The sequence below is a fragment of the Porphyrobacter sp. ULC335 genome, from assembly GCF_025917005.1.
In the GTDB taxonomy this organism is placed as follows: Bacteria; Pseudomonadota; Alphaproteobacteria; order Sphingomonadales; family Sphingomonadaceae; genus Erythrobacter.
The window spans coordinates 3,078,928-3,104,982 of record NZ_CP078091.1 but is presented as its reverse complement, the minus strand read 5'-3'; the positions used below and the strand labels follow the sequence as shown (position 1 = coordinate 3,104,982).

General features: G+C 65.2%; 22 protein-coding genes. 18 read left to right on the top strand and 4 right to left on the bottom strand.

Annotation, left to right across the window (positions count from 1 at the left end):
- Positions 1-24 precede the first annotated feature (24 nt).
- Entirely contained in the window at positions 25-2,559 is a 2,535-nt protein-coding gene (locus tag KVF90_RS14925) for a TonB-dependent receptor (protein WP_264392357.1), read from the top strand.
- A gap of 108 nt (positions 2,560-2,667) precedes the next feature.
- On the opposite strand, the gene KVF90_RS14920 is transcribed toward KVF90_RS14925, so the two are convergent.
- The gene (locus tag KVF90_RS14920; protein ID WP_413676990.1) at positions 2,668-3,651 is read right to left on the bottom strand and encodes a YncE family protein; all 984 of its coding nucleotides are present in this window, start codon (positions 3,649-3,651) and stop codon (positions 2,668-2,670) included.
- A gap of 175 nt (positions 3,652-3,826) precedes the next feature.
- Between KVF90_RS14920 and KVF90_RS14915 the strand changes: the two genes are divergently transcribed.
- The 17 genes from KVF90_RS14915 (at position 3,827) to KVF90_RS14835 (ending at position 22,497) form a co-directional block, all read left to right on the top strand.
- Positions 3,827-4,912 carry a putative urea ABC transporter substrate-binding protein gene (locus KVF90_RS14915; RefSeq protein WP_264392356.1) on the top strand — a complete coding sequence of 362 codons (1,086 nt, stop codon included), beginning with the start codon at positions 3,827-3,829 and terminating at the stop codon, positions 4,910-4,912.
- Positions 4,913-4,916: 4 nt separating this feature from the next.
- Entirely contained in the window at positions 4,917-5,732 is an 816-nt protein-coding gene (locus KVF90_RS14910) for an ABC transporter permease (RefSeq protein WP_264392355.1), read from the top strand.
- A complete protein-coding gene (locus KVF90_RS14905; protein WP_264394538.1) occupies positions 5,729-6,514 on the top strand; it encodes an ATP-binding cassette domain-containing protein in 786 nt (261 codons plus the stop codon). The genes KVF90_RS14910 and KVF90_RS14905 overlap by 4 nt, the downstream gene beginning before the upstream one ends.
- 51 nt (positions 6,515-6,565) lie before the next feature.
- On the top strand, positions 6,566-7,003 hold the full coding sequence (locus KVF90_RS14900) for a CopG family ribbon-helix-helix protein (protein ID WP_264394536.1): 438 nt from the start codon (positions 6,566-6,568) through the stop codon (positions 7,001-7,003).
- The gene (locus KVF90_RS14895) at positions 7,000-7,821 is read left to right on the top strand and encodes an urea amidolyase associated protein UAAP1 (RefSeq protein ID WP_264392354.1); all 822 of its coding nucleotides are present in this window, start codon (positions 7,000-7,002) and stop codon (positions 7,819-7,821) included. Before KVF90_RS14900 ends, KVF90_RS14895 begins: the two co-directional genes overlap by 4 nt.
- Positions 7,822-7,846: 25 nt before the next feature.
- Positions 7,847-8,494 carry an urea amidolyase associated protein UAAP2 gene (locus tag KVF90_RS14890; protein WP_264392353.1) on the top strand — a complete coding sequence of 216 codons (648 nt, stop codon included), beginning with the start codon at positions 7,847-7,849 and terminating at the stop codon, positions 8,492-8,494.
- Entirely contained in the window at positions 8,491-12,075 is a 3,585-nt protein-coding gene (gene uca, locus KVF90_RS14885) for an urea carboxylase (protein WP_264392352.1), read from the top strand. Before KVF90_RS14890 ends, uca begins: the two co-directional genes overlap by 4 nt.
- Positions 12,072-13,829: an allophanate hydrolase gene (atzF, locus tag KVF90_RS14880; RefSeq protein WP_264392351.1), complete on the top strand. Its 1,758-nt coding sequence runs from the start codon at positions 12,072-12,074 to the stop codon at positions 13,827-13,829. Before uca ends, atzF begins: the two co-directional genes overlap by 4 nt.
- A 4-nt stretch (positions 13,830-13,833) precedes the next feature.
- Positions 13,834-15,330, top strand: coding sequence for an ATP-binding protein (locus tag KVF90_RS14875; RefSeq protein WP_264392350.1), 1,497 nt, complete (start codon positions 13,834-13,836; stop codon positions 15,328-15,330).
- A complete protein-coding gene (locus KVF90_RS14870; protein ID WP_264392349.1) occupies positions 15,320-16,231 on the top strand; it encodes a response regulator in 912 nt (303 codons plus the stop codon). Before KVF90_RS14875 ends, KVF90_RS14870 begins: the two co-directional genes overlap by 11 nt.
- A 137-nt stretch (positions 16,232-16,368) precedes the next feature.
- On the top strand, positions 16,369-17,370 hold the full coding sequence (locus KVF90_RS14865; protein ID WP_264392348.1) for a sterol desaturase family protein: 1,002 nt from the start codon (positions 16,369-16,371) through the stop codon (positions 17,368-17,370).
- Positions 17,367-18,059, top strand: coding sequence for a hypothetical protein (locus KVF90_RS14860; protein WP_264392347.1), 693 nt, complete (start codon positions 17,367-17,369; stop codon positions 18,057-18,059). Before KVF90_RS14865 ends, KVF90_RS14860 begins: the two co-directional genes overlap by 4 nt.
- Before the next feature lie 149 nt (positions 18,060-18,208).
- Positions 18,209-19,663: a cytochrome ubiquinol oxidase subunit I gene (locus tag KVF90_RS14855; protein ID WP_264392346.1), complete on the top strand. Its 1,455-nt coding sequence runs from the start codon at positions 18,209-18,211 to the stop codon at positions 19,661-19,663.
- Entirely contained in the window at positions 19,663-20,658 is a 996-nt protein-coding gene (gene cydB, locus KVF90_RS14850; RefSeq protein WP_264392345.1) for a cytochrome d ubiquinol oxidase subunit II, read from the top strand. Before KVF90_RS14855 ends, cydB begins: the two co-directional genes overlap by 1 nt.
- A gap of 70 nt (positions 20,659-20,728) precedes the next feature.
- Entirely contained in the window at positions 20,729-20,863 is a 135-nt protein-coding gene (locus tag KVF90_RS14845; RefSeq protein ID WP_264392344.1) for a DUF2474 domain-containing protein, read from the top strand.
- A complete protein-coding gene (locus KVF90_RS14840) occupies positions 20,860-21,204 on the top strand; it encodes a thiol-disulfide oxidoreductase DCC family protein (RefSeq protein WP_264392343.1) in 345 nt (114 codons plus the stop codon). The genes KVF90_RS14845 and KVF90_RS14840 overlap by 4 nt, the downstream gene beginning before the upstream one ends.
- A gap of 126 nt (positions 21,205-21,330) precedes the next feature.
- The gene (locus KVF90_RS14835) at positions 21,331-22,497 is read left to right on the top strand and encodes an alpha-hydroxy-acid oxidizing protein (RefSeq protein WP_264392342.1); all 1,167 of its coding nucleotides are present in this window, start codon (positions 21,331-21,333) and stop codon (positions 22,495-22,497) included.
- Positions 22,498-22,811: 314 nt separating this feature from the next.
- Here the strand turns inward: KVF90_RS14835 and KVF90_RS14830 are convergent, their stop codons facing one another.
- The 3 genes from KVF90_RS14830 to maiA all read right to left on the bottom strand — a co-directional run bounded on the left by KVF90_RS14830 (position 22,812) and on the right by maiA (position 26,045).
- The gene (locus KVF90_RS14830; RefSeq protein WP_264392341.1) at positions 22,812-24,263 is read right to left on the bottom strand and encodes an NAD-dependent succinate-semialdehyde dehydrogenase; all 1,452 of its coding nucleotides are present in this window, start codon (positions 24,261-24,263) and stop codon (positions 22,812-22,814) included.
- 109 nt (positions 24,264-24,372) lie between these two features.
- Entirely contained in the window at positions 24,373-25,383 is a 1,011-nt protein-coding gene (locus tag KVF90_RS14825; protein WP_264392340.1) for a fumarylacetoacetate hydrolase family protein, read from the bottom strand.
- 26 nt (positions 25,384-25,409) lie between these two features.
- Positions 25,410-26,045: a maleylacetoacetate isomerase gene (gene maiA / locus KVF90_RS14820; RefSeq protein ID WP_264394534.1), complete on the bottom strand. Its 636-nt coding sequence runs from the start codon at positions 26,043-26,045 to the stop codon at positions 25,410-25,412.
- Positions 26,046-26,055: the final 10 nt, after the last annotated feature.

Here is a 26,055-nt window from a genome sequence, read left to right as displayed (position 1 = left end):
GTTTCCTTTCAGGAGAGCCGTCCCATGAATGTCCGTTTGGTTCTTGCCTCTGGCGCGGCTCTTGGCGCCATTGCCCTTGCCTCGCCTGCCCTCGCGCAGGATGTCCCTGCCAGTGATCCTGCCGCAGAGGAGGAAGGCGGCATCGTCGTCACCGCCCGCCGCCAATCGGAAAGCGTGGCCGATGTGCCCGCCGCGATCACCGTGTTCGGTGCGGAAACGCTCGCCAAGACCGGCGTGCAGCGCGCCGATGACTTCATCCAGCTGACGCCCGGCGTCACCATCGTCACCGGTACGGCCGAAGCGGGCGACACCCAGATCAACATCCGCGGCATCAACGGCGCGCGCGATGCGGAAAGCTCGGTCGCGCTGGTGGTCGACGGTATTCTCAAGACCAACACCGCGCAGCTCAACCAGAACCAGGGCACGCTGCGGCAGGTCGAAATCCTGAAGGGCCCGCAGGGCGCGCTGTACGGCCGCAACGCGGCGGCGGGCGCGATTGTGCTCCAGACGCTGAAGCCGGGCGACAGCCTTGAAGGCGGGATGCTGGTGCGCGCGGCGCAGGACAACACCTATCTCGCCAACGGTTTCATCTCGACCCCGATCGGCGAGACTGCGGGTCTGGTGCTGTCGGCCAACTATTCGACGACCGACGGCTTCTTCCGCAACCGCTTCCTCGGCAATTCCAAGACGATTGACGATCAGGAAGTGTTCGGCGTCGACGCGCGGTTCGTGGCCGAGCTTGGCCCCAATACCGAACTCGACGTGAAGGCGCGCTATGCCGATCTGCGCGGCGCATCGATCAACTTCAACGCCGCCTTCCACCTGCCCAACTTCGCGGCGGTCGATCCGGCCTTCTTCGAGGATGTGAACGAGCATCCCTTCGGCTTCTATTCCAATATCCGCCCCACCAATGATCAGGTGACCTTCGAAAGCTCGGCCAAGATCGAGCATGAATTCGAAAGCGCCACGCTGACCGCATGGGTGCTGTACAGCGATGTCGACCAGTCGCTGACCGCTGACAGCACCTCGGCCGATTTCGCGCGCTTCACCTTCCCCGGCGCGACGCCGGCATCGGTGGCGGCGTCGAACGCCTGCTTTGCCAGCACCGCTGCGCTGACCGGGTTCGAGCTCAACGCGCCGACATTCATCGGCAACAATCCGGTTCCGTTCATCTTCGATCCGGTCAACGGATCCACCTTCGGCCCCTACAGCCCCACAACCTGTGACGGCACCCAGTTCCAGATCCGCAAGCAGGAAGACATCAGCGGCGAAATCCGCCTTGCTTCGAACGGGGATGGCGCGATCAACTGGCAGGTCGGCGCCTATTACCTGCATATCGACCGCGAAGTGGGCATCAGCCTTGGCGCGGATCTCGGGCAGGGGATCATCCGCGAGCTTTACAACGCGCCGGGGACAACCAACCCGACGACGCAGCTCTATCACGATGCCTTTACGACCGATGTCTACGCGCTGTTCGCCTCGGTCGATGCCGACGTTTCGGATCGCTTCAACATCAGCGTTGCGGGCCGGTATGACATCGAGGACCGCCAGGTCGAAAGCCTGGTGCCGGCGGTGCGCGATCCGATCACCGGTGGGCCGATCAACCCCGGTCAGACGGTGGTGGGCGGCAATGTCCAACCGATCGCCGCGCAGTCCGAAACCTTCAAGCAGTTCCAGCCGAAGATCTCGCTGCGGTATGAACTGACCGACGATATCAATGCCTACGGCAACTGGGGGATCGGCTTCAAATCGGGCGGGTTCAACAACCAGGGCTCTGCCGCGATTGTCGACAGCGCGTTCAATGATTTCATCGGCACCAATGTGCTGATCGATGACCAATACCGCAAGGAAGTCTCCAGCGCCTTCGAAGCCGGGGTCAAGGGCACTCTGCTGGACGGTGCGGTCACCTTCGATCTGGCGGGCTATTACACCAAGGTCGAAGACATGCAGTTCTTCGAATTCTTCGTCGGCGGCTTCGGCCTGCTGCGCGTGGTCTCGAACATCGACGAGGTCGAACTGTATGGCGCCGAACTCAACCTGACGGCGGAAATCCTTGAAGGCTGGACGGTGTTCGGATCAGGCAACATCACCGAAAGCGAGATCAAGGAAAACGCCTCGCGGCCCGTCACGGTGGGCAATAATTCGCCTTACACCGCCGATTACACCATCAATCTGGGCACCCAGCTTGATCTGCCGGTGAATGACAGCATCGATTTCGTCACCCGCGCGGATTACCGCATCACCGGGCCGACGTGGTTCCACACGCTGCAGGACGATACCAACCCGACGCTGTTCAGCGGCCTGCTGCCCGGTTCGGCGCTGGCGCTGCCGGCGGTGGTGGGCAATGCCGATTACTCGGTCTCGCAGCGTGATACCTTCGCGGTCATGGACCTGCGCGTCGGGATCGAGGGCGAGACTTGGTCGCTCACCGCCTTTGCCGAGAACCTGTTCAACGAAAAGTACTTGAACGAGGTGATTACTGCGGTTGAATTCGGCGGATCATTCATCTCGCCCGGCGGTCGTCAGCGGTTTGGGGTGGAGCTGGGTTACAAGTTCTGATTTCCGGGCCCTTCGGGTAAACGATCCGGGAACAGAAAAGCGAAGCGCGCGGGGAAAATGCGACCCTCCCCGCGCGCTTTTTGCTGTCCGTTGATTTGATCCGCTCCGTTACGGGGCGGGCGTTTCCGCCGCGGCGGCGGGCGCGCTCCACCATGACAGTGTCTGGTTGTCATGCGCCGATGTCCAGACGCCCTTCGGCGTCCACCGCAGCGCGCCGCTGCCCACGCTCGGCCCCATGCGGGCGCGGATCTTGAGCGTCTGGGGATCGATCACCACCATCGTCTGCTGCTCGGTGGTGCGCAGCCACACTGCGCCGTCGCCGGTGTCGATATCACCCCACTTCAGCGCATCGCCAATCTTGGCGCGGCCTGCCACTTTCAGGCTGGCCGGATCGACCTTGGCCACGGTGCCATCGCCCTGTTCCTGAACCCATACCGCGCCTTCACCCGCCGCAAGGAAGCCGGGCGTGTCGCCGAGCGTTACCTTGCCGGTGACGGCATTGGTGGCGGGGTCGATCCGTTCGAGCGTTTTGCCCTCGCTGCTCACCGCCCAGACGGCATCGAATCCGTAGGCGAGGTACCATGTCTCTGCCGTCACGCTGACGGTGGCGACGACGGCGTTGGTGGCGGGATCGATCCGCGCGACCTTGCCCGCCGCGTCGCTCGGCACCCAGACGGCGCCTGCGCCTGCGACCACGTTGGTCTCACCCTTGGGATTGGCGAGGCCGGTGGCGATTTTCGCCTCGACCGCGGCGGTGGCAAGGTTGATGCGCCACACCTCGGCCCCGTCGCAATTGGCGACCCACAGCGATCCCGCTGCAATCGCCATGGTGCCGCAGGGGCGGGGGACTTCGGTGCTGGCAAGCTTTCCGGTTGGCGACCACTTTTCGACCCGCCCGTCATTGGTGACCCACACCGCGTCGCCATCGACCGCAAGGAAATCGGCAAAGCCGGGCACCTTCAGCGCGTTTTCGACCAGATCGGGCGCGGGGCCGACGGCATCGGCGGGCGGCGGAGCTTCCTCGCAGGATGCAGTGGCCAGTGCGGCGGCGGTAATTGCGGCAAGCGGAAGGGCAACGGTTTTGCGGATCATGGCATGTGCCTCCATGCGCGGCAGGGGAGGGAGAGGGCGCACCCGGCGGGCGCATTTCCTGCCATCGTGGAGCCAATGTCTCCTATATTACGTTTCCAATCAATCGTAATAATTCGTGGTGGACAAACGCCCCAAAGGCGCGGATGTTCGCAAGCGCAACATAGGGGACGAATCAATGCTCCAATTGGCCCGACGCGCAGCCCGTTTCCTTCTCATCGCCTGCGCGCTTGCCTTGGCCGCCTGTTCGGGGGGCGAGGAAGAAGCTGCCGCGCCCCGCACCGAATTCAATGTCGGCTGGTCGATCTACGCCGGGTGGATGCCCTGGCCCTATGCCGAACAGGTCGGGATCGTGAAGAAGTGGGGCGACAAGTACGGCATCACGATCAAGTTCGTGCAGGTCAACGACTACATCGAAAGCGTGAACCAATACACCGCAGGCAAGCTGGACGGCGTGACGGTCGCCAACATGGATGCGCTGACCATTCCGGCAGCGGGCGGCAAGGATACCAGTGCGATCATCCTCGGCGATTATTCCAACGGCAATGATGCGGTGCTGCTGAAGGGTGCGGACGGGGTGGCGGGGATCAAGGGCCGCCAGGTGTACCTCGCCGAGCTTTCGGTCTCCCACTACCTCCTCGCCCGCGCGCTGGAGACTTCGGGGATGAAGCTGACCGACGTGAAGACGGTCAACACCTCCGACGCCGATATCGCCGCCGCCTTCGCTTCGCCCGATGTCACCGCTGCGGTTGCGTGGAACCCGCAGGTCACGACGATGAAGGGCGTGGCAGGGGCAAAGGCCGTGTTCACCTCGGCCGATATCCCGGGCGAAATCCTCGACCTGATGGTGGTCGATACCGCGACGCTGAAAGCCAACCCCAACCTCGGCAAGGCGCTGGCGGGCATCTGGTTCGAAACGATGGCGCTGATGGCGAAGCAGGACGCCGAAGGCGCGGCAGCGCGCGCGGCAATGGCCAAGCTGGCCGGCACCACGCCTGCCGAGTTCGAAGGGCAGCTGGCGACCACCTTCCTCTATACTGATCCCGAGGCGGCGGTGGCGGCGATGGGCTCGCCCGATCTTGTCACCACCATGACCCGCGTGCGCGATTTCAGCTTTGCCCAGGGCCTGTTCGGGCAGGGCGCGCGCTCGGCCGATGCGGTGGGGATGGAGTTCCCGGGCGGCGGGACGCTCGGCGACAAGGCGGCGATCACGCTGCGCTTCGATCCGACCTTCATGCAACTCGCCGCCGACGGAAAGCTCTAGGCGCATGCGCTGGGTGACCGCCAGCACCGGGCGGCGCGGGGCCTTCCTGCTCGGCGCGGCGCCGCTGCTGGTGCTGGCTATCGGCTATGTGATTGCTTCGGCCGCGCGCCATGCGGATAACCCCGCCGACAAGATCTTGCCGCTGCCCGGAGCAATGGCGACAGCCATGGCAGGGCTGCTGTTCGAGGCCGATCCGCTCTCGGGCCAATTCCTGTTCTGGGCCGATACGCTCGCGAGCCTGTGGCGGCTGGGGGCAGGGCTTGGCATCGCCACGCTTTCGGCGCTGCTGGTCGGGCTGGTACTGGGCGCGCTGCCGCCTGTCAGAGCGACGCTCGGTCCGCTGGTGACGGCGATTGCGGTGATCCCGCCCATCGCGCTGCTGCCGATATTGTTCATCGTTTTCGGGTTGGGAGAGACCGCAAAGGTGGCGCTGATCGTGGTCGGGGTCGCGCCCTTCATGATCCGCGACGTTGCCGGGCACATCGGCGCCCTGCCGCGCGAACAGGTGATCAAGGCGCTGACACTCGGCGCGAATTCCTGGGGCGTGATCCTGCGCGTTGCCCTGCCGCAGGCGATGCCGCGCCTGATCGAAGGGCTGCGGCTGTCACTTGGCCCCGCATGGGTGTTCCTGATCTCGGCCGAGGCGATCGCGGCGGATGTGGGGCTGGGCTACCGCATCTTCCTTGTGCGCCGTTACCTCGCGATGGATGTCATCCTCCCTTATGTCGCGTGGATCGCCGTGCTCGCAGTGGTGATGGACCTTGCACTCTCGCAGACGAGCCGCCGCCTGTTCGGCTGGGCCCACGCGGGGGCGCACTGATGGCGCTGCTCAGCCTCAGCAATGTCTGGGTCGAATATGGCGAGAAGGTCGTGCTCGAGCGGATTTCGCTCGATATCGAGGAAGGCTCTTTCGTCTCGATCATCGGGCCTTCGGGCGCGGGCAAGAGCAGCCTGCTGCGCGTGATCCTGGGACAGGAGAAGCCGACGCGGGGACGCATCACGCTGGACAGTGCGCCGCTGCCGCCGGAGTGCGGGCCAGACCGGGGCGTGGTGTTCCAGCGCTACTCGGTGTTTCCGCATCTGACAGTGCTGGGCAATGTGCTGCTGGGGCTGGAATTCGGCGCATCCCCCTTTGCTGCCCGCCTGTTCGGGGGCAAGCGCCGTGCCGCGATTGCCGAGGCCGAAGCCATGCTGGAGTCGGTCGGGCTGGCGGACAGCCGCAATCTCTACCCAGCGCAGATGTCGGGCGGGATGCAGCAACGGCTCGCCATAGCGCAGGCGCTGATCAAGCGGCCGCGCATCCTGTTGCTCGACGAGCCGTTCGGCGCGCTCGATCCCGGCATCCGCAAGGATATGCACGCGCTCATCACGCGGCTGTGGGGCGAGCACGGGCTGACCATCATCATGGTCACGCATGACATCAAGGAAGCCTTCGGCCTCGGTACGCGGGTGCTGACGCTCGACAAGCGCCGCCACGATCCGCACGCCCCCCACCGCTACGGGGCGGGGGTAGTCTATGACCTCGCGCTGACCCGCAAGCAGGCGGAGGAAACGCCCGAGGATGAGTCCGGTATTACGATTGACACGAAAGTTAATACCTGAAAAGGTCCGCCCATGAGCAGCCCCGAACCTTCGCGCCTCGCGCGCCTCAGCATGAGCCTTCCGGCCGAGCTGTTCCGTCAGCTCGATGTCATGGTCGAGGAACGCGGCCTGCCTTCGCGCTCGCAGCTGATCGCCGAGCTGATCCGCCATGCGCTCGCGGAGCATGAGGCGCTGACCCGGCCCGATGACATGCTCGCTGGCACCGTCACCATCGTCTACGCGGGCGGGGGTGGACGCGTGCGCCAGCAGCTGGCCGAGACACAGACCGCTTACCTCAAGGAAGTGATCTCCTCGCAGCACGTGTTCCTTGAGGAGGACCAGTCGCTGGAGGTGCTGCTTGTGCAGGGCCCGGCGGTGCGGCTGAAGCAGCTGTGCGACGCTTTGCGGGCCATCAGGGGCGTGCAGCAATTGCAGCTCGTCACCACCACCGCGCTGCTCCCGCCGCTCTACGAGCAGGACGCGCCGCCGACCAAGGAGGCCGCGGAATGAGCAGCACTGCTGATCCCAAAGCCGCGCGTGACCACGCCCGCGCGCAAGGTGGCACGCAGGTCGAGACCATGCCGGTGCTTCCGCCGGTCGCCGATGATCTTCCCGAAGGCGTGGCGGCCCAAGACCTGCTGTGGGAGGAGACCCTCGCCCCCGGCGGCTATGCTTCGCGGCGCATCGCACGCGGCACGCGGCTGCGGCTGATCGACAAAGGCGGCGATGCCTGTGCCAGCCTCAACATCTTCAACGCCGAGATGCCGACCGAGCGGCTGAATGTTGCCGATACGGTCAAGGTGCAGTGGAACGCCTATCTGGGCGCCGGCAAGCTGCTGCTCTCCGATATGGGCCGCGTGCTCGCCAGCATCCTCGAAGACGATGCGGGCACGCATGACACTTTCTGCGGTGTCTCCAACGCGGCGAGCAATGCGCGCAAATATGGCGAAGGGCGCAATTCGGGCGCCTATCCCAACGGGCGTGACCGGTTGATCCTGGGCGCGGCGAAGCACGGCCTTACACGCCGCGATGTCCACCCTTGTGTGACCCTGTTCAAGGGGACGAAGATCGAGGAGGGCGGCGCAATCACGCCGATCGTCGGGCCGTTCGCACCGGGCCGCGAAGTGCTGCTGCGCGCCGAGATGGACCTCGTCATCGTCATCGCCAATTGCCCCCACGTGCTCGACCCGCGCGCCGAATGGCACAGCACGCCGCTGCGGCTTACCGCATGGCGCGGTCCCGTCACGCCCGAACACGACCCCGTGCGCAACGCCACGCCAGAAGGGCTGCGCGCCTTCCTCAACACCGAGGACAACTACCGCCGCTGACCCCTCTTCCGAAGCAAGGCACACCATGACCAGCGATCCGGCCCTTTCCGGCCTTTCCGGCTCCATTGTCCACGACGAAATCGTGCCTGCGCGCGCGCCGTGGCTGCATCATGTCGCCGCCGGGCAAACGCTGCGCATCGTCGATGTCGAGGGCAACCAGGCGGTCGATTTCCTGATCTATTCCGCTGCCGATGATGCCGAGCGTTACTCGGCGCAGGATACTGTCGCGGCGCAGGGCAACCTGTTCCTCAAGACGGGCAGCGTGCTGCTGTCCAACGAGGGCAACCCGCTGATGACCATCGTCGATTCTGCCGTGGAGTATCACGACACCATCGGCGGCGCGTGTTCGTGCGAGAGCAATACACTGCGCTACGGCCATCACACCAAATACCAGCACGCCTGCGTCGACAATTTCCTTGAAGCGAACCTGACGCAAGGGCGCGGCAAGCGCGATATCGTCTCCAACATCAATTTCTTCATGAATGTGCCGGTCGAGGATGATGGGACGCTCGGCATCGTTGACGGCATTTCCGCGCCGGGGCTGACGGTTGATCTGCGCGCCGAGATGGACGTGATCGTGGTCGTCTCAAACTGCCCGCAGATCAACAATCCCTGCAACGGTTTCAACCCGACGCCGGTGCGCATGATCGTCGCCCAAAACGCAGCCTCATGAGCTTCGATACCGTCCTCATCGCCAACCGGGGCGCGATTGCGACGCGGATCATCCGCACTTGCAAGCGGATGGGGCTGCGGTCGGTGGCGGTTTATTCCGATGCTGACGCAGGTTCGCTCCATGTCAGCGCAGCAGACGAGGCGGTGTGCATCGGGCCGGGGCCGGCGGCGCAGTCCTATCTCAACGTCGAGGCCATCCTTGCCGCAGCGAAGGCGACCGGGGCGGGGGCTATCCATCCGGGCTATGGCTTCCTGGCCGAGAACGCTGACTTTGCCGAGGCCTGCGCCGCGGCGGGCATCGCCTTCATCGGGCCGACGCCGGACAATATCCGCACCTTCGGATTGAAGCATTCCGCCCGCGCTCTGGCATCGGCGCATGACCTCCCGCTAGCTCCCGGTACCGGGCTTTTGACCGGCGAGGATGAAGCTGCCGAAGAGGCCGCGCGGATCGGCTACCCCGTCATGCTCAAGGCGACTGCCGGGGGCGGGGGCATCGGCATGCGCATCTGCGAAAGCGAGGCGCAGGTGCGCGAAGGCTTTGCCGCAGTGGTCCGTCAGGGCGAGGCGAGCTTCGGCGATGCGGGCGTATTCCTCGAACGCTACATCGCCCGCGCGCGCCATATCGAAGTGCAGATCTTCGGCGACGGGCAGGGCCGGGTGATGGCCTTGGGCGAGCGCGATTGTTCGCTCCAGCGCCGTAACCAGAAGGTGGTGGAGGAGGCGCCCGCGCCGTGCCTCTCGGCCGAGAAACGCGCCGAACTGATCGCCGCCGCCGTGCGGTTGGGCGAGGCGGCGGGGTATCGCTCCGCAGGCACGGTCGAGTTCCTCTACGATGCGGCGCGCGACGACTTTTTCTTCCTTGAAATGAACACGCGTCTTCAGGTCGAACACGGCGTCACCGAGGAGGTGATGGGGATCGACCTCGTCGAATGGATGATCCGCGGAGCGGGCGGTGATTTCGCCTTCATGGATGCGCCTGCGCCGACGCCCACGGGCCATGCGGTGCAGGTGCGGCTCTATGCCGAAGACCCGGCAATGGATTACCGCCCGACCACGGGCACACTCGTCAACGTCGCCTTCCCGGACAATATCCGCGCCGAGACGTGGGTGATGGCGGGCAGCGAGGTCAGCGCTTTTTACGATCCGATGCTGGCGAAGCTGATCACTCACGCGCCCACCCGCGACGGGGCGATTGCGGCGATGCAGGCGGCGCTCGATGCCAGCCGCGTCGACGGGATCGAGACCAACCTCAGGTGGCTGCGCGATGTGGTGCGGCATGAAGGCTTCACCAGCGGCGCAGTCTCGACCCGGATGCTCGACAGCGTGACCACGGCGCGCCGCGCGGTGCGGGTGATTGCGGGCGGCACGGCCACATCGGTGCAGGACTTCCCCGGCAGGCTCGGGCTGTGGGATGTGGGTGTGCCGCCGTCAGGGCCAATGGATGATCGCAGCTTCCGGCTCGGCAACCTGATCCTCGGCAATCCCGAAGGCACGGCGGGGCTGGAAGTCACCGCGAGCGGTCCGACGCTACAGTTCGAAAGCGCGGCGACGATTTGCCTGACCGGCGCTGATTTCGGCGCGACGGTGGACGGCGTGATGGTGGCGCGGGGCGTCCCGCTCGCCATCGCCCCCGGACAGACGCTGGCGATGGGCCGCGCTGCGGGCGGGGGGATGCGCGGCTACATCCTGGTCGCGGGCGGGCTCGATGTGGTGCCCTATCTCGGGTCGTCGGCGACCTTCACGCTCGGGCAGTTCGGCGGCCACGCGGCGCGCGCGCTGGTGGCAGGTGACGTGCTGCATCTGGGCGCGGGCAAGGCGGGCGAGGGGCAGGCAGCGACACTTCCTGCGCTGGGCCGCGAATGGACGGTGCGGGTGCTCTACGGCCCGCACGGCGCGCCCGATTTCTTCACCGATGGCGATATCGCGCGCTTCCTCGAAGCCGAGTGGCAGGTGCATTACAACTCCAACCGCACCGGCGTGCGCCTCGTCGGCCCCAAGCCCGAATGGGCGCGGCGTGACGGCGGGGAGGCGGGGCTGCACCCCTCCAACATCCACGACAATCCCTACGCCATCGGCGCGGTCGATTTCACCGGGGACATGCCGATCATCCTCGGCCCCGATGGCCCGTCGCTGGGAGGCTTTGTCTGCCCCGTCACGGTGATCGCAGCCGACCGCTGGAAAATCGGCCAGCTCAGCCCTGACGACCGGGTGCGTTTCGTGCCGGTGAGCATCGACGACGCCATGACGGCAAACGCTGCGCCGCTCGCCGCGCCCACCGCAAGCGCGCCCGCTCGCGCCATCGCCGACCTTTCGCCGATCCTCGCCGAAATCCCCGCGCATGGGCAGCGCCCGCGCACCACCTACCGCCAGCAGGGTGATCGCAACATCCTCGTCGAGTATGGTGACATCGTCCTCGATATCGAACTGCGCATTCGCGTCCATGCGCTGATGCAGGCGCTTGAGCAGGCCGCGCTTCCCGGCGTGATCGACATCACCCCCGGCATCCGCTCGCTGCAATTGCATTTCGACGGCACCACGCTCGACCAGCCGCGCTCACTCGCCGCGCTGATGGCTGCCGAGGAGGCGATGGGCGATCTGGAGGATTTCACTGCCCCGTCGCGCATCGTCCACCTGCCGCTGAGTTGGCGCGATCCGGCGATCGAGGAGACGATCCAGAAATATATCGGCACCGTGCGCGACGATGCGCCGTGGTGCCCTGACAACATCGAATTCATCCGCCGCATCAATGGGCTGGCCGATGCTAAGGCGGTCGAGGATCTGATCTTCGACGCGAGCTACCTCGTGCTCGGACTGGGCGACGTCTACCTCGGCGCGCCGGTCGCCACGCCGGTCGATCCGCGCCACCGGCTCGTCACCACCAAGTACAACCCCGCGCGCACTTGGACGCCGCCGAACGTGGTCGGGATCGGCGGGGCCTATATGTGCATCTACGGGATGGAGGGACCGGGTGGCTACCAGCTGTTCGGGCGCACCATTCAGGTGTGGAACACGCATCGCCAGACCGACGCCTTTGTTGATGGCAAGCCGTGGCTGCTGCGCTTCTTCGACCAGATCCGCTTCTTCCCCGTGTCAGCGGAAGAGCTGACCGATTGGCGGCGCGATTTCCCGCATGGGCGGCGCGCAATCCGGGTCGAGGACAGCACTTTCCGCCTCGCCGATTACCGCGCGTTCCTGAGCGACAATGCCGAAAGCATCGCCGCCTTTGAAGCGACCCGCACGGCCGCCTTCGACGCCGAACGCGCTGCGTGGCAAGCCTCGGGCGAGTTCGACCGGGTCAGCGATCTGCTGTCCGAAGATGCAGGCGCGGGCGATGCGGCCGCCATCGAAGTGCCCGAGGGGGCAGACCTCATCGAAGCGCCGTTTGGCGGGTCGGTGTGGAAGCTGCTCGTCAGCCCCGGCGATACCGTGGCCGAAGGCGACGTGATCGCCGTGATCGAGGCAATGAAGATGGAATGCCCCTTTGAAAGCCCCGCCAGCGGCACGGTGGAGGCGGTCTACATCGCGGAAAGCCAGTCGTTGCAACCCGGCGCGCCGATGCTGGCTTTGCGGAGGGCCACATGAACCGCCTCAGCGCCAACGCGATCGCGCAGGCCGTGAACAGCGGCGAGACGACAGCGCTTGCGGTCATGGAAGAAAGCCTCGCCCGCCTCGCCGCCTATGACGCGCTTCAGCCACAGGTGTGGATCAGCCGCGCCTCGCCTGACGCACTGCGTGCTGCCGCCCGCGCCATCGACGCGCGCGTGGCGGCGGGGGAGCATCTGCCGCTTGCCGGTGTGCCCTATGCGGCGAAGGACAACATCGACGTCGCGGCGCTGGAGACGACTGCCGCCTGTCCCGCTTTCGCCTATCAGCCCGAGCGTTCGGCTACGGTGATCGAAAGGCTGGAAGCGGCAGGCGCGATCTGCGTGGGCAAGACCAATCTCGATCAGTTCGCCACCGGCCTCGTCGGCACGCGCAGCCCCTATGGCATTCCGCGCAACGCTTATAACCGCGACTACGTGAGCGGCGGGTCGAGCTCCGGTTCGGCGGTGGCCGTGGCGGCGGGGTTGGTGGCCTTCGCGCTCGGCACGGATACGGCGGGATCGGGCCGGGTGCCTGCCGCCTTCAATCACCTCGTCGGCCTCAAGCCCAGCAAGGGCCGGTGGAGCACACGCGGGCTGGTGCCCGCTTGCCGCACGCTCGATTGCATCACGGTGTTCACCGATGCGCTCGCTGATGCGCAGGCGGTGGATGCGGTGCTGGCCGGGTTCGATGCCGAGGATGCCTTCTCCCGCCCTACCGCCGACGTGCCTCTGACGGGGCGCCGTATCGGCGTGCCGCGCCGCGACCAGCGGGTGTTCTTTGGCGATGTTCACGCGGAGTATTTCTACGACCGCGCGCTCGGCGTGCTGGCAGAGCTGGGCGAGATCGTCGAGATCGATATTGCCCCGCTGCTGGAGGCCGCACGGCTGCTGTACGGCGGGCCTTGGGTGGCAGAACGCACCGCAGCCATCGCGCAGCTGCTGGAAAGCAATCCCGATGCGATCCACCCGGTCGTGCGCGAGGTCGTCGCGCCGGGAGCCGCCATGTTGGCGACCGATCTGTGGAACGGCATCTACCGCCTCGCCGAATTGCAGCGCCACGCCGAAGGCATGTGGGGCGAGGTGGATGTTCTCGCCTTCCCCACGACCGGCACCACCTACCGCGTTGCCGAACTGCTTGCAGCGCCCGTGGCGCTCAACAGCAATCTCGGGCTCTACACCAATTTCGTGAACCTGCTCGACATGGCGGCTGTCGCCGTCCCTGCCGGTGCGCGGGACAATGGCACCGGCTTCGGAATTACGCTGATCGGGCCTGCGCATAGCGATACGGCGCTGATCGCGCTTGCGGACACTTACCTGCGTGCAGCCGATCTTCCCCTGCCGCCACAGCTTGATATTGGAGAACGCATGGACACCGTCAAACTCGCCGTCGTCGGCGCTCACCTTGAAGGCATGCCGCTGCACTGGCAGCTGACCAGCCGCAACGCGAGCTTCGTCGGCGCTTTCACCACTGCGCCCAACTACCGGCTCTATGCGATGGCTGATTCTGTGCCGCCCAAGCCCGCGCTGGTGCACAGCGAGGAAGGCGCGGCCATCGCGCTGGAGGTTTACGAGCTGGGCGTGGCCGAGTTCGGCAGCTTCGTCACCGAAGTGCCGTCGCCGCTTGCGATCGGCACGGTGACGCTGGCCGATGGTAGCAGCGTCAAGGGCTTCGTGGCCGAGCCGCGCGCCCTGACGGGGGCAGAGGACATTACGCATCTGGGCGGCTGGCGCGCCTATATCGCTTCACGGTGATCTGATGGCGGGGCGGCTTACCAACTGGTTGAAAGGTCAGGGCGAGGGCGGGAGCGGGACGGCAGCGCCGGACGATGCCGTCGCACAGCTGCGCGCCGCCAAGGAAGCCGCCGAAGCCGCCAACGAGGCCAAGACCCGCTTCCTCGCCAGTGTCAGCCACGAAATCCGCTCGCCGCTCAACGCGATCTATGGCTATGCCCAACTGCTCGAGCGCAACGAGGGCAAGGACGCGGTCAGCGCCGCGCGGGTGATCCGCCGCAGCGCCGAGCACCTGTCGCACCTTGTGGAAGGCCTGCTCGACATATCGCAGGTCGAAGGCGGAGCGCTGCGATTGAGCCGCGAGGCGATCCGTTTTCCCGAATTTCTCGACCAGCTGATCGCGATGCTGGAGCTTCAGGCGCAGGCCAAGGGTCTGGCGCTGGTTCTCGACCGTCAGGAACACCTACCCGAGTTCGTCCATGCCGATCCCAAGCGTTTGCGGCAGGTGCTGATCAACCTCGTCGCCAATGCGATCAAGTTTACCGATCACGGTGCGGTGACGCTCAAGGTCGCCTATCGCAACCAGCTGGCGACCTTCACCGTTATCGACACCGGCATCGGCATCGCGCCCGAGGATACGGCGCGTATCTTTGCCCCGTTTGAACGCGTCGGCGGAGAGGCGGGTGAGCGGGCAGGCGTCGGGCTCGGCCTCGCCATTACGCAGGCGCTGGTGCACATCATGGGCGGAGAAATCCGCGTCGAAAGTGCGCTGGGAGAAGGCTCGCGTTTCACGGTGCGACTGATGCTCTCCCAGCCGCTTGCCCCGCCGACCGATCCCGCGCCGGAACCGGGCGCGGTGACCGGCTATCTCGGCCGCGAACGCTGGGTGGTGCTGATCGACGATGATCCGGCACATCTCGCGATGGTGCGCGGGTTGCTCGAACCACTCGGTTTTCAGGTGCGCACCGCCAGTGACGGGGAGGGCGCGCTTGCGCTGGCGGCGCAGGTGCAGCCCGATCTGGTGCTGTGCGATGTGATGCTGGTGGGTGAAAGCGGATGGGATGTCGCCGCCCGGCTGCGCCGCCGCCACGGCGCGGCGCTGAAGATCGTCATGCTGTCGGGCGAAGGGCCGCGCTCTGGCGGTCCGCTCGCCGATGGGCCGGCCAATGATACCTTCATAATGAAACCCTTCGATTTCACCGTGCTGCTTGATGTGATCGCTGCGCAGCTGGGGATGGAATGGGTGCGCGCGCCCGGTCTGTCCGGCACTGCTGCCGAAGCTCCGGGGGGCGCCGCGCCGCTGCCTTTCACGATTGCCCCGCGCGCTGCCGCCCATTGCGCCGAGATCGAACGGCTGGTGCGGATCGGCCATGTCCGCGCGATCGAGGCCGAGATTGACGCCATCGCCGCGCTCGCTCCCGAAGCCGCACTTCTGGCGGACCGGATGCGCGGCGCGCTCGACAGTTTCGATCTGAAGGCGCTCGCCAGCCTCGCCAAAGCGGTGCAAGCCGATGCAGCTTAAGGACTGTATCCTCGTCGTCGACGACAATCCGGAATCGCTCCGCTTCCTGGTCGATACGCTGGACGCCGGCGACATGACCGTGCTGATCGCGCGCAGCGGCGAGGCGACGCTGGAACTGCTCGGCGAGGTGCAGCCGGACCTCATCCTGATGGATGCGATCATGCCCGGCATCAGCGGGATCGAGACCACGCAGGCGATCAAGCGCAATCCGGCAACCGCGCATATCCCGGTGATCTTCATGACCGGCCTCAATGATCCCGAACACGTTGTCGCCGCGCTCGGCACGGGCGGAGTGGATTATGTGCGCAAGCCGATCGTGATCGAGGAACTGCTCGCGCGCATCCGTGTCCATCTCGCCAATGCCCGCGCGACCTATCGTTCGCGGCTGGCGCTGGGGCTGGCCGGACGCAGCCTTGCCGCGGTGAGCGAGGATGCGGCGCTGATCTGGTGCACCCCGCAAGCCGAAAGCCTGTTCGTGGCGATTGACCCGGCCTGGTTGCCAGATCGCGGGACCCTGCCGGAAGCGCTGATCGGCGCGGTGCAGGCGCTGCTCGCTGCCGATCCTGCGCAACCCTCCACCAGCGTCCGCACGACGGTGCGCGGCATGGACATCGACCTCGCCACGGTCGAAAGCGACCGGACGGGCGAGGTGCTGCTGCGCATCACCGAAGTGCGCGAGGGCGGGAAAATCGACGCGCTCCAGAAGCAGGGCGGGCTCACCCGGCGCGAAGCGGAAGTCCTGCTGTGGGTAAGCTATGGCAAAACCAACAAGACGATCAGCGAAGTTCTTGGTATAAGCCCGCGCACAGTCAACAAGCACCTCGAACAGGTGTTTCGCAAACTGGGGGTTGAAACGCGCGCAGCGGCCACAGCAATTGCCGTGCGGCACATGACTGACTGATACGTTCAAAGCTTGCATTACAAGCACTTGGTTCGGGGTCGCAGAATTCTACGTCATTTGGCCACTTCCTCGCACGCGCGAGGTCGCCATGGCTGTTGCGACGGGGAAAAGGGCAATTCTCTCGACTGGAGTGCGATATGGCCGGAGTACAGGTGGGCAAGCGGATCATTGGTGCGGATGCGCCCGTGATTGTCGGCTGGGAGAACATCGGCAAGGTCGAAGGCGGGCCGATCAAGCAGTTCGTCTTTACCTATTTCCAGCCCGCGATGCTCTTTGCCGCGATCCTGTTCTGGTACTACGCGCCCAACTGGCTCGCCGTCGCTTCGACCGCGATTGCTATCCGGCTCGGCTGGACGATCCTGCTGCTGGTCCTCGAATGGGTCAATCCGCGCTACGAGAGCTGGCAACTGACCTGGAAGGAGTTCGCCTCTGACGCCTTCTACGTGGGCCTCGGCATGACCTTCCTCGGGATGGTCGATAGCTACATCGGCGACGGCGTGATCATCAAGGCGGTGCAGGGCGCCTTCGATTGGGAGAAATTCAGCTGGTTCACCGGCCTGCCGCTGCTGTTGCAGGCGGTGCTGATCTCGATGATCTTCGATTTCGGCCAGTACTGGATGCACCGCGGGATGCACAATTGGCATCCGCTGTGGCTGACCCATGCGCCGCACCACTATGTCACCCAGCTCAACATCAACAAGGGCGCGGTCGGCAATCCGGTCGAGCTGTTCCTGATCGGATTGGGCATCGGCGGATTGTTCGACTTCCTGCCGCGCGCCTTCCTGCTGGCGGGTGCGATCGGGATGACGGTGTCGGTCTATCAGCACATCAATGTGCGCTTCAACACGCCGCGCTGGTGGCGCTTCATCTTCAACACCGTCGAACACCACTCGGTCCACCACTCGCAGGATTACGAGGCGACGCGCAGCAACTACTCGGGCACCTGGATCATCTGGGACCGCATCTTCGGCACCTGCGTCGATGGCGAGGCCGAGTTGCTCGGCATGGAAGGCGGGCGGCGGATGCACATCGGCGAGACGATGGTGTTCCCCTTCCGCGAAGGCTGGCGCAGCACCAAGGCCGCTTTGGCCAAGCGCTTCGGTAACTCCGCTGCGCCGCAGCTGGAACCGGCGGAGTGAGCGGCGAGGTTGCGGGAAAACTCTCTGCCGGACGCGCGCTGATGCCGCGCCTGAAACTGCCCTACATCGACCTCATCTGGCGGGTGCGCGGCGAAGTGCCGCTCGACCCGAAGCTGACACCTGCGGAGACCTTCGCCCGGCTTGAGCCCTTGCTCCGGACCCCCGGCACGACCTTGTCGGCGGATGGCAACACCCTGGCTTATACCAAGGACAACCCCAACCCGCAGGACAAGCTGGCCACCTTCACCCGCGGCCGCATGTGGATCGAGCCGGCCGGGGCGGGGGCGGTGCTGCGCTTTGACCTGTTCAGCCACGCGCTGCTGATGTGCTTCCTCGCGCCGCTGCTGTTCCTCGGCTTTGCGCAGTTGGCCGTGGCCCTTAATGCCTGGGAAGCTTCCGGTCCCGAAGCTGCCGAAAAGGCGGAGAAGAAGGACGAGAAACCAAAGCCGGTGAAGAAGCTCAACCCGGTCGACGAGTTCCTCGGCGCACCCGCGCCCGAGGACCCGAACAAGAAGAAAAAGGACGAGAAGAAAGAGGACGAGGGCCGCCATTCGCCTGATCAGGGCTATTTCATGGCGGGCCTGTTCGCGCTGATCTATCTGGTCGGGCGCTGGCTGGAACCGTGGCTGGTCCGGCGACGCTTGCGCGCAGCTTTGGCCAGTGTGCCGGAGACCGCGACACCCGCCTGATTGCGCCATTCCGGCGGCACCTGTTCTGCGTACCTCTCGGCCTGTCCTGCCCGCCCGCAGCGACGCCTTGCAACCCTTTCGGCTCCAAACCGTATATTGGGTGCAGCGATTGCAATTGATCGCCGCTGGCAAGGAACTAGCTGCGGATCATGCTTGAGAACCTCGACGCCCTGTTGCTCGCGCGCATCCAGTTCGCATTCACGGTGAGCTTCCACTTTTTCTTCCCGGCCTTTTCGATCGGGCTGGCGAGCTACCTCGCGGTGCTCGAAGGGCTGTGGCTGAAGACCGGCAAGAGCGTCTATCTTGATCTGTTCAAATACTGGCTCAAAATCTTCGCCATCGCCTTTGCGATGGGCGTCGTGTCCGGCATCGTCATGTCTTACCAGTTCGGCACCAACTGGTCGGTGTTCTCGGACAAGGCCGGCCCGGTGATCGGCCCGTTGATGGCTTACGAGGTGCTGACCGCCTTCTTCCTTGAAGCCGGCTTCCTTGGCGTGATGCTGTTCGGAATGAACAAGGTTGGCAAGCGCCTGCACTTCGCTGCCACGCTGATGGTGGCGCTGGGTACGTTCGTGTCGGCGTTCTGGATCCTGTCGGTGAACAGCTGGATGCAGACTCCCACGGGCTACGAGATCGCTGCGAATGGCCAGTTCCTGCCCGGCCCCAGCTGGTGGGACATCGTCTTCAACCCCAGCTTCCCCTATCGCCTCGTCCACACCGTGATGGCCGCCTACCTGACCACCGCCTTCGTGGTTGGCGCGGTGGGGGCGTGGCACCTGCTGAAGGACCGCGCCAATCCGCACGCGCGCACAATGTTCTCGATGGCGATGTGGATGGCCGCAATCGTCACGCCCTTGCAGATCTTCGCGGGCGACATGCACGGGCTCAACACCCTCGAACATCAGCCCGCCAAGGTCATGGCGATGGAGGGTCACTATCAAAGCCACCCCGAAGGCGCGCCGCTGATCCTGTTCGGCATCCCCGACAGCGAGGCGAAGACGGTGCGCTACGCTATCGAGATACCCAAGGCGTCCTCGCTGATCCTCAAGCATGATCTGAACGCGCCGATGGCCGGGCTCGACACGATCCCCGATGATCGCGAGCCGCCGGTCGGTGTCGTGTTCTGGAGCTTCCGCGTGATGGTCGGGATCGGCTTTGCGATGCTCGGCATCGGGCTGTGGAGCCTGTGGGGACGGGTGCGGCGCACGCTCTATGACATGCCGTGGCTGCACCGCGCGGCTGTGCTGATGGGGCCGAGCGGTTTTGCCGCCGTGCTTGCCGGATGGATCACCACCGAAGTCGGCCGCCAGCCTTTCGTGATTTACGGCCTGCTGCGCACCGCCGATGCGGCAAGCCCGCTCGATGCGCCTGCGGTCGCTGCATCGCTTCTCGCCTTCGTCGTCGTGTATTTCGCCGTGTTCGGCATTGGCGTGTGGTATATCCTCAAGCTGATGAGCAAAGCCCCGCACGCGGGCGAAACCGATATCAAGCGCGATATCGATGGCCCGATCCGCACCGCCGGGATCACCCCCGGCCCGACGCAGAACCCGGGCGGCGACGAACCGCTGCCGACCGAAGCCCCGTCCGAGAAGGAGCCGGTGTGATGGACCTTACCGTCATCTGGGCGTTCATCATTGCCTTTGCGGTCTTCGCCTATGTGGTGATGGACGGTTTTGACCTTGGTATCGGGATCCTGTTCCCGACTTTCCGTGTCGGCAAGGGCCGCAACCGCGCGATGAATTCGATCGCGCCGGTGTGGGACGGGAACGAGACCTGGCTGGTGCTGGGCGGAGGCGGGCTGTTTGCGGCCTTTCCGCTCGCGTATGCGGTGATCCTGCCCGCAACCTATCCGCTGATTATCGCGATGCTGCTCGGCCTCGTGTTCCGGGGCGTAGCGTTCGAATACCGCTGGCGCGATCCGGCGCACGAGAAATTCTGGGATGCGGCGTTCTTCGGCGGTTCGCTGATGGCGGCGATGGCGCAGGGGATGATCCTTGGCGCATTGTTGCAGGGCATCGAGGTCGAAGGGCGCGCCTATGCCGGAAGCTGGTGGGATTGGCTCACCCCCTACACCTTCCTCACCGGGATCGGCACCGTGGCGGGCTATGCGCTGCTGGGAAGCACCTGGCTGATCTGGAAGCTCGACGGCGGGGTGCAGGCCCATGCGCGCTATGTCGCGTTTCGGGCCGCGATCGCCACGATCGTGCTGATGGGCGCGGTCAGCCTCTACAACATCACGCTCAACGCCGAGTATGCCGCACACTGGCTCGCGACCCCGCAGCTTTACTGGGTTGCGCCGGTGCCGGTGGTGACGGCGATCATCGCGGTGGCGATGCTGCGGGCGATCCGGGGCGAGGGCAATTCCTCGCCGTTCTGGCTGGCGCTGGCGCTGTTCTTCCTCGGCATGAGCGGGCTGGGCGTTACGATCTGGCCGTACGTGGTGCCGCCGGGCGTGACGATCTGGGACGCAGCCGCGCCCGAGCGGAGTCAGGAATTCATGCTGGTGGGCGTCGCGCTGACCCTGCCGCTGATCATCGCCTACACCGCATGGGCTTATTGGGTGTTCCGCGGCAAGGTGGGCGAAGAGGGGTATCACTGATGTCCTCATGTAGCGAAGCGGTAGGACAACCAAGAACCCCCTCATGTAGCGAAGCGGGAGGACAGCAATAATGCTTGCACCACCCGAGCAACCACCGGAAGCCCCGCTCTGGCAGCGCCTGCTCTGGATGGCGGGCATCTGGGCGGCGAGCGTCGCGGTGCTGGGCGTTGTTGCCTATATCATCCGGCTGTGGATCGCGCCGTGAGCGTCAAGGTCTGGTTCGACGGTGCCTGCCCGCTCTGCACCCGCGAGATCGCGCTGATGCGGCGCTTGGACAAGCGCGGGAGCATCACCTTCATCGACGTGGCGGAGGGTAGCGATCCGTCCTGCCCCATCGACCGCGCGGCACTGCTCGCCCGGTTCCATGCCGAAGAGGACGGTGTGGTGCATGATGGCGCGGCGGCCTTCGCGGCGATGTGGCGCGCCATCCCGCTGCTCCGCCCGCTTGGCCTTGCGGCGCGCAACCAGACCGTGCTGCGGGTGCTGGAGGCGGCTTACATCCAGTTCCTCAAGGTGCGCCCGCGCCTGCAACGCTTCTTCGCCTAGAAACCGCTTGCCCTGACGCGGCGCTTCGGCTGATCTGCCCGCCAAACAAGCATCGCGCCGAAAAGTGGGAACCGGTTTTCGGCTTCAAGCGGTGCGAACACAAAATGCCGGGAGAGAACAGACACCATGAGCAATTTCGGCGCGATGCAGAACGAAGTTTACAACGCGGGCCTGCGCGGCATCCTGCCGACCTTCCCGGTCGATTTCGCCACGCTGGAAAAGCGCGCGCACGAAGCGCTGGGGCCGAGCCTGACCAACTATGTCGCAGGCGGCTGCGGCGACGAACACACGCAGGACCAGAATGCCTCCGCCTTCCATCACTGGGGCATGGTGCCGCGGATGATGGTCGATTGCGCGGTGCGCGACCTGTCGATTGAGCTGTTCGGCCATACCTATCCCGCCCCGCTGTTCATGGCCCCTATCGGCCTCAACGGCGAAGCATCGCAGGACCGCCACGGCGATATGGCCGCCGCCCGCGCATCGGCGCTGACAGGGGTGCCGTTCTGCGCCTCGACCCTCGCCAATGATCCGATGGAGGACGTGAAGGCGGCCTGCGGGGACACGCCCGCATGGTTCCAGCTTTACACGCCCAAGAACCGCGAGCTGGCGGAAAGCCTGATCCGCCGTGCGGAGAACGCCGGTTACAAAGCGCTGGTGGTGACGCTCGACACCTGGGTGACCGGCTGGCGGCCGCGTGACCTTAACGCTTCGAACTTTCCGCAGCTGCGCGGCAAGGTCTTGCAGAACTACTTCACCGATCCCGTGTTCCGTTCGCTGCTCGCCAAGCCGCCCGAGGAGGATCCGGCGGCGGCGATCTTCACCTGGGCGGCAACCTTCGGGCAGGTGCTGACGTGGGACGACATGGCCTGGTTCAAGTCGGTGACCAAGCTCCCCATCGTTCTGAAAGGCATCTGCCACCCCGATGATGCCCGCCGCGCGGTCGATCACGGAGCGGACGCGGTCTACTGCTCGAACCACGGTGGTCGGCAGGCCAATGGCGGGATAGCGACGATTGATCTGCTCGGCGACGTGGTCGCGGCGGCCGGCGACACGCCGGTGCTGTTCGACAGCGGGGTGCGTTCGGGCACTGATGCGGTCAAGGCGCTGGCGATGGGCGCGCGCGCAGTCGGCGTCGGGCGGCCCTATACCTACGGTCTGGCGCTGGGCGGCGCGGAGGGGGCCGCGTGGGTGTTGCGATCCATCCTCGCCGAGGCGGACCTGCTGATGGCCGTCAACGGTTATCCCACTCTGGCAGACGTCCGCGCGGCCGGAGTGCGCCGAACCGACCGCTAACTCGTGCCTCTACGTGCCAGACCGGAACAGGAATCTACGAATTCGTTTACGGAAAAGTGACCAATTTCGCGCAGACCCGCGTTAGGACTCCTTTTATCCACAGTTTTTGTGTTAGCTCACGCAGCATAAAAACAAGTGATTCGGGAACGCGCGACATGGAACGACCGACTATCTGGTCCAATCGGCCAGACCCGATGCGCCGCACTGTGTGTCTGAATGACGAACATTCGCGTCGGGCCAGATATGGGCGCCTTCAGCCGATGCAAGGTCATCAGACGCTGCTGTCGCGCCTCGCCAGCTTCATCGCCTGATTGTCAGCCGCCGGCCTTGGCCAGCATGACGAGCTTGGTATCGGTGAAGGCGAGATAGCCTTCTTCGCCGCCTTCCGATCCGAAGCCGCTATCGCCGATCCCGCCGAACGGGGTTTCGGGCGATGACACGATCAACTGGTTGATCCCCACCATCCCCGCGCGCAGGCTCTTGCCGAGGTAGTGCGCCTCATCAAGATCGCCCGAGAAGGCATAGGCGGCCAAGCCGTAGCGCAGCCCGTTGGCGATCCGCACCGCGTCCTCGATATGCTCGAAGGGCACGATCCCGGCGATCGGGCCGAAGGGTTCCTCGGTCATGAAGCGGCTGTCGGATGAGGGGTTGGCGATGACGGTCGGCTGGAAGAAGAACCCGCTGCCCGCGATGGCCGATCCGCCTGCAACAACCTCGCCGCGGTTTCCTCCCGCGTCGGCAACCACCTGTTCCATCGCGGAAATCCGGCGGCCGTGGGCCAAAGGACCCATGTCGACGCTTTCATCCACGCCCGGATCACCGACCTTGAGCTTGCCCGCCCGTGCCGCAAATTCGGCGACGAAGGTGTCGTAGATTTCCCTGGCCACAAGGAAGCGGGTGGGCGAGACGCAGACCTGGCCTGCATTGCGGAACTTGGTCGCCGCGCACATCGCCACGGCGCGGTCCACATCGGCATGTTTGCTCACGATTACAGGTGCATGGCCGCCAAGTTCGGGGGCGAAGCGCTTCATATGGGTTGCCGCCAGCGCGCCGAGCTGTTTGCCGATGGCGGTCGATCCGGTGAAGCTCACCTTGCGGGTGACGGGCGAGACGATCAGGTGCTCGGCAATCGGGCCCGGATCGCCGTGGACGAGGTTGAGCACGCCTGCGGGCACCCCTGCATCGACGAAGCATGCGACCAGCAATTGCGCGGAGGCCGGAGTGTTTTCGGCGGGCTTGAAAATCGCGGTGCAGCCTGCCGCCAGCGCGCCGGCGATTTTCTTGGCGGGCAGATTGACCGGGAAATTCCATGGCGTGAGCAGGATCGCCGGGCCGATGGGTTCATGCGTCACCATTTGCGCGATAAGCTGATTGCCGCGGGTCGGGATCAGCCGGCCACCCCGGCGCTTGGCCTCTTCACCAAGAAATTCAATCACATCGCATGAGCCGGTAATCTCGCCCAAGGCCTGCGCCCGGGGCTTGCCCATCTCTGCGGTGATGACCCGCGCAATCTCCGGAGCCCGCTCGCGCAGCAGATCGGCGGCGCGGCGCAGGATGGCGTGTCGTTCCGCGCCCGAGGTGCGGCTCCATGCCGGGAAGGCATCGTCTGCCGCCTTCAGCGCAGCATCGAGCTGGGCGGGGGAGGCCTTGGGGCATTGGCCGATCACCGCTCCGGTGGCGGGGTTCACCACCGGCATTGTCCCGGCCTCACCATTCTCGATCCAGCTGCCGTTGATGAACAGTTTGAGGGTCGGATAGGCAATCATCAGTGAGTTCCTCGGCATCGGGACGGGCGGCAATGTTTCACGCGAAACATTGCCGCAAAAGCGCGCTAACGGGGGTCTAGGTGGGGTCTAGACGGGGTCAAACAAGGGTCTAGAGCGCCACGACGTGCTGCTCGATCGCCCCGAAGATCGAATGGTTGTGCGTATCGCGCATTTCGATCCGCACCGTGTCACCGGCCTGCATGAACGGCGTTTTGGGTGCGCCATCGCGGATCGTTTCGATCATGCGGATTTCGGCAATGCAGGAATAGCCTGCGCCGCCCTCGGCCACCGGCGTTCCGGGGCCGCCATCCTTGCCCTTGTTCGAAACCGTGCCGGTGCCGATCACCGTGCCCGCACCCAGATTGCGGGTCTTGGCCGCATGCGCCACCAGCTGCGCGAGATTGAAGGTCGCATCCTTGCCCGCATTGGCCCGTCCGAAAGGCTGGCCGTTGAGGTCCACCATCAGCGGCAAGTGGATAAGCGCGTCGGCCCACGCATCCCCGAGCTCGTCCGGCGTCACTGCCACCGGGGAGAAGGCGCTCGCGGGCTTGGACTGGAAGAAGCCGAAGCCCTTTTCCAGCTCTGCGGGGATCAACCCGCGCAGGGACACGTCATTGACCAGCATCAGCAGCTTGATGTGCCCCGCCGCGTCTTCCGCCGAAACGCCCATCGGCACATCGCCGGTGATGCAGGCGATCTCGCCCTCCATGTCGCAGCCCCATGCGGCATCGCCCAAGGGGATATCCTCGCGCGGGCGCAGGAAGCTGTCCGATCCGCCCTGATACATCAGCGGGTCGTGGTAAAAGCTTTCGGGCACCGCCGCACCGCGCGCCTGCCGGACCAGTTCGACATGGTTGATGTAAGCGCTGCCATCGGCCCACTGGTAAGCGCGCGGAAGGGGGGAATGGGCTTGCCGTTCGTGGAAGCGTTCGCACGGCACGGTTTCATGCTCGACATCGCGGGCGAGCAGTTCCAGCTCCGGCGCGATGCGGTCCCAATCGTCGAGAGCGGCTTGCAGCGTCGGCGCGATATAGCCCGCCGCCGAGCAGCGCGTCAGATCCTTGCTGACCACCACCAGCCTGCCATCGCGCGTGCCGTCGTTCAGGGTTGCGAGTTTCATTTGCGGTGTCCTCCCAAGACGTTGTTCTATGTTGCGTCGATCTGGTTATCGGGATGCGCCGCTGCGAAAGCGGGCAGCGCGAGGCAGGCGGCCTCGATACGGGTCATGTGCGGGCTGGCGGTCAGATCGTAATCGAACCGCCGCGCATTCGCGAGCTGCGGGATCAACACGATCTCGAAAAAGCCGGGGGCATCGCCGTGCAGGAAATCGCCCGCGCCAAGCTGCGCCAGACGCGCCTCGACTGGGTCCAATGTGCGTGCCAGCCAGGTGCGATACCAGACGTCAATCTCGTCCTGCGAATGGCCGAGCGGGTCCTTGAGGTATTTCAGCACCGGCAGATTGTTGACCGCGTGGATCTCGGTCGCGATGGCATAGGCCAGCTCGCGCACCGTGTAGCGCGCCTCGATATCGCGGGGCAGAAACGCAGGTTCGGGATAGGCCTCGTCCAGCCATTCGAGCAGCGCCATCGACTGCGCCCGGTCGCGCCCACCGGCTTCCAGCATGGGCAGAGAGCCGAAGGGATTGCGGCTGGTGAATGCCGCGTCCTTGTTTGCGCCGGTGCGCAGATCAACCGGCACATTCTCGAAAGCGAGGCCCTTGAGATTGAGGGCGATGCGAAGGCGGTAGGACGTCGAGGAGCGAAAATAGCCGTAGAGTTTCATCGTGCTCATG

What these genes read in the sequence shown, in the direction of transcription:
- KVF90_RS14925 (WP_264392357.1), top strand. Translation starts at nt 25, where the DNA reads ATGAATGTCCGTTTGGTTCTTGCCTCTGGCGCGGCTCTTGGCGCCATT.
- KVF90_RS14920 (WP_413676990.1), bottom strand. Translation starts at nt 3,651, where the DNA reads ATGATCCGCAAAACCGTTGCCCTTCCGCTTGCCGCAATTACCGCCGCC.
- KVF90_RS14915 (WP_264392356.1), top strand. Translation starts at nt 3,827, where the DNA reads ATGCTCCAATTGGCCCGACGCGCAGCCCGTTTCCTTCTCATCGCCTGC.
- KVF90_RS14910 (WP_264392355.1), top strand. Translation starts at nt 4,917, where the DNA reads ATGCGCTGGGTGACCGCCAGCACCGGGCGGCGCGGGGCCTTCCTGCTC.
- KVF90_RS14900 (WP_264394536.1), top strand. Translation starts at nt 6,566, where the DNA reads ATGAGCCTTCCGGCCGAGCTGTTCCGTCAGCTCGATGTCATGGTCGAG.
- KVF90_RS14895 (WP_264392354.1), top strand. Translation starts at nt 7,000, where the DNA reads ATGAGCAGCACTGCTGATCCCAAAGCCGCGCGTGACCACGCCCGCGCG.
- KVF90_RS14890 (WP_264392353.1), top strand. Translation starts at nt 7,847, where the DNA reads ATGACCAGCGATCCGGCCCTTTCCGGCCTTTCCGGCTCCATTGTCCAC.
- uca (WP_264392352.1), top strand. Translation starts at nt 8,491, where the DNA reads ATGAGCTTCGATACCGTCCTCATCGCCAACCGGGGCGCGATTGCGACG.
- atzF (WP_264392351.1), top strand. Translation starts at nt 12,072, where the DNA reads ATGAACCGCCTCAGCGCCAACGCGATCGCGCAGGCCGTGAACAGCGGC.
- KVF90_RS14875 (WP_264392350.1), top strand. Translation starts at nt 13,834, where the DNA reads ATGGCGGGGCGGCTTACCAACTGGTTGAAAGGTCAGGGCGAGGGCGGG.
- KVF90_RS14870 (WP_264392349.1), top strand. Translation starts at nt 15,320, where the DNA reads ATGCAGCTTAAGGACTGTATCCTCGTCGTCGACGACAATCCGGAATCG.
- KVF90_RS14865 (WP_264392348.1), top strand. Translation starts at nt 16,369, where the DNA reads ATGGCCGGAGTACAGGTGGGCAAGCGGATCATTGGTGCGGATGCGCCC.
- KVF90_RS14855 (WP_264392346.1), top strand. Translation starts at nt 18,209, where the DNA reads ATGCTTGAGAACCTCGACGCCCTGTTGCTCGCGCGCATCCAGTTCGCA.
- cydB (WP_264392345.1), top strand. Translation starts at nt 19,663, where the DNA reads ATGGACCTTACCGTCATCTGGGCGTTCATCATTGCCTTTGCGGTCTTC.
- KVF90_RS14845 (WP_264392344.1), top strand. Translation starts at nt 20,729, where the DNA reads ATGCTTGCACCACCCGAGCAACCACCGGAAGCCCCGCTCTGGCAGCGC.
- KVF90_RS14835 (WP_264392342.1), top strand. Translation starts at nt 21,331, where the DNA reads ATGAGCAATTTCGGCGCGATGCAGAACGAAGTTTACAACGCGGGCCTG.
- KVF90_RS14830 (WP_264392341.1), bottom strand. Translation starts at nt 24,263, where the DNA reads ATGATTGCCTATCCGACCCTCAAACTGTTCATCAACGGCAGCTGGATC.
- KVF90_RS14825 (WP_264392340.1), bottom strand. Translation starts at nt 25,383, where the DNA reads ATGAAACTCGCAACCCTGAACGACGGCACGCGCGATGGCAGGCTGGTG.
- maiA (WP_264394534.1), bottom strand. Translation starts at nt 26,045, where the DNA reads ATGAAACTCTACGGCTATTTTCGCTCCTCGACGTCCTACCGCCTTCGC.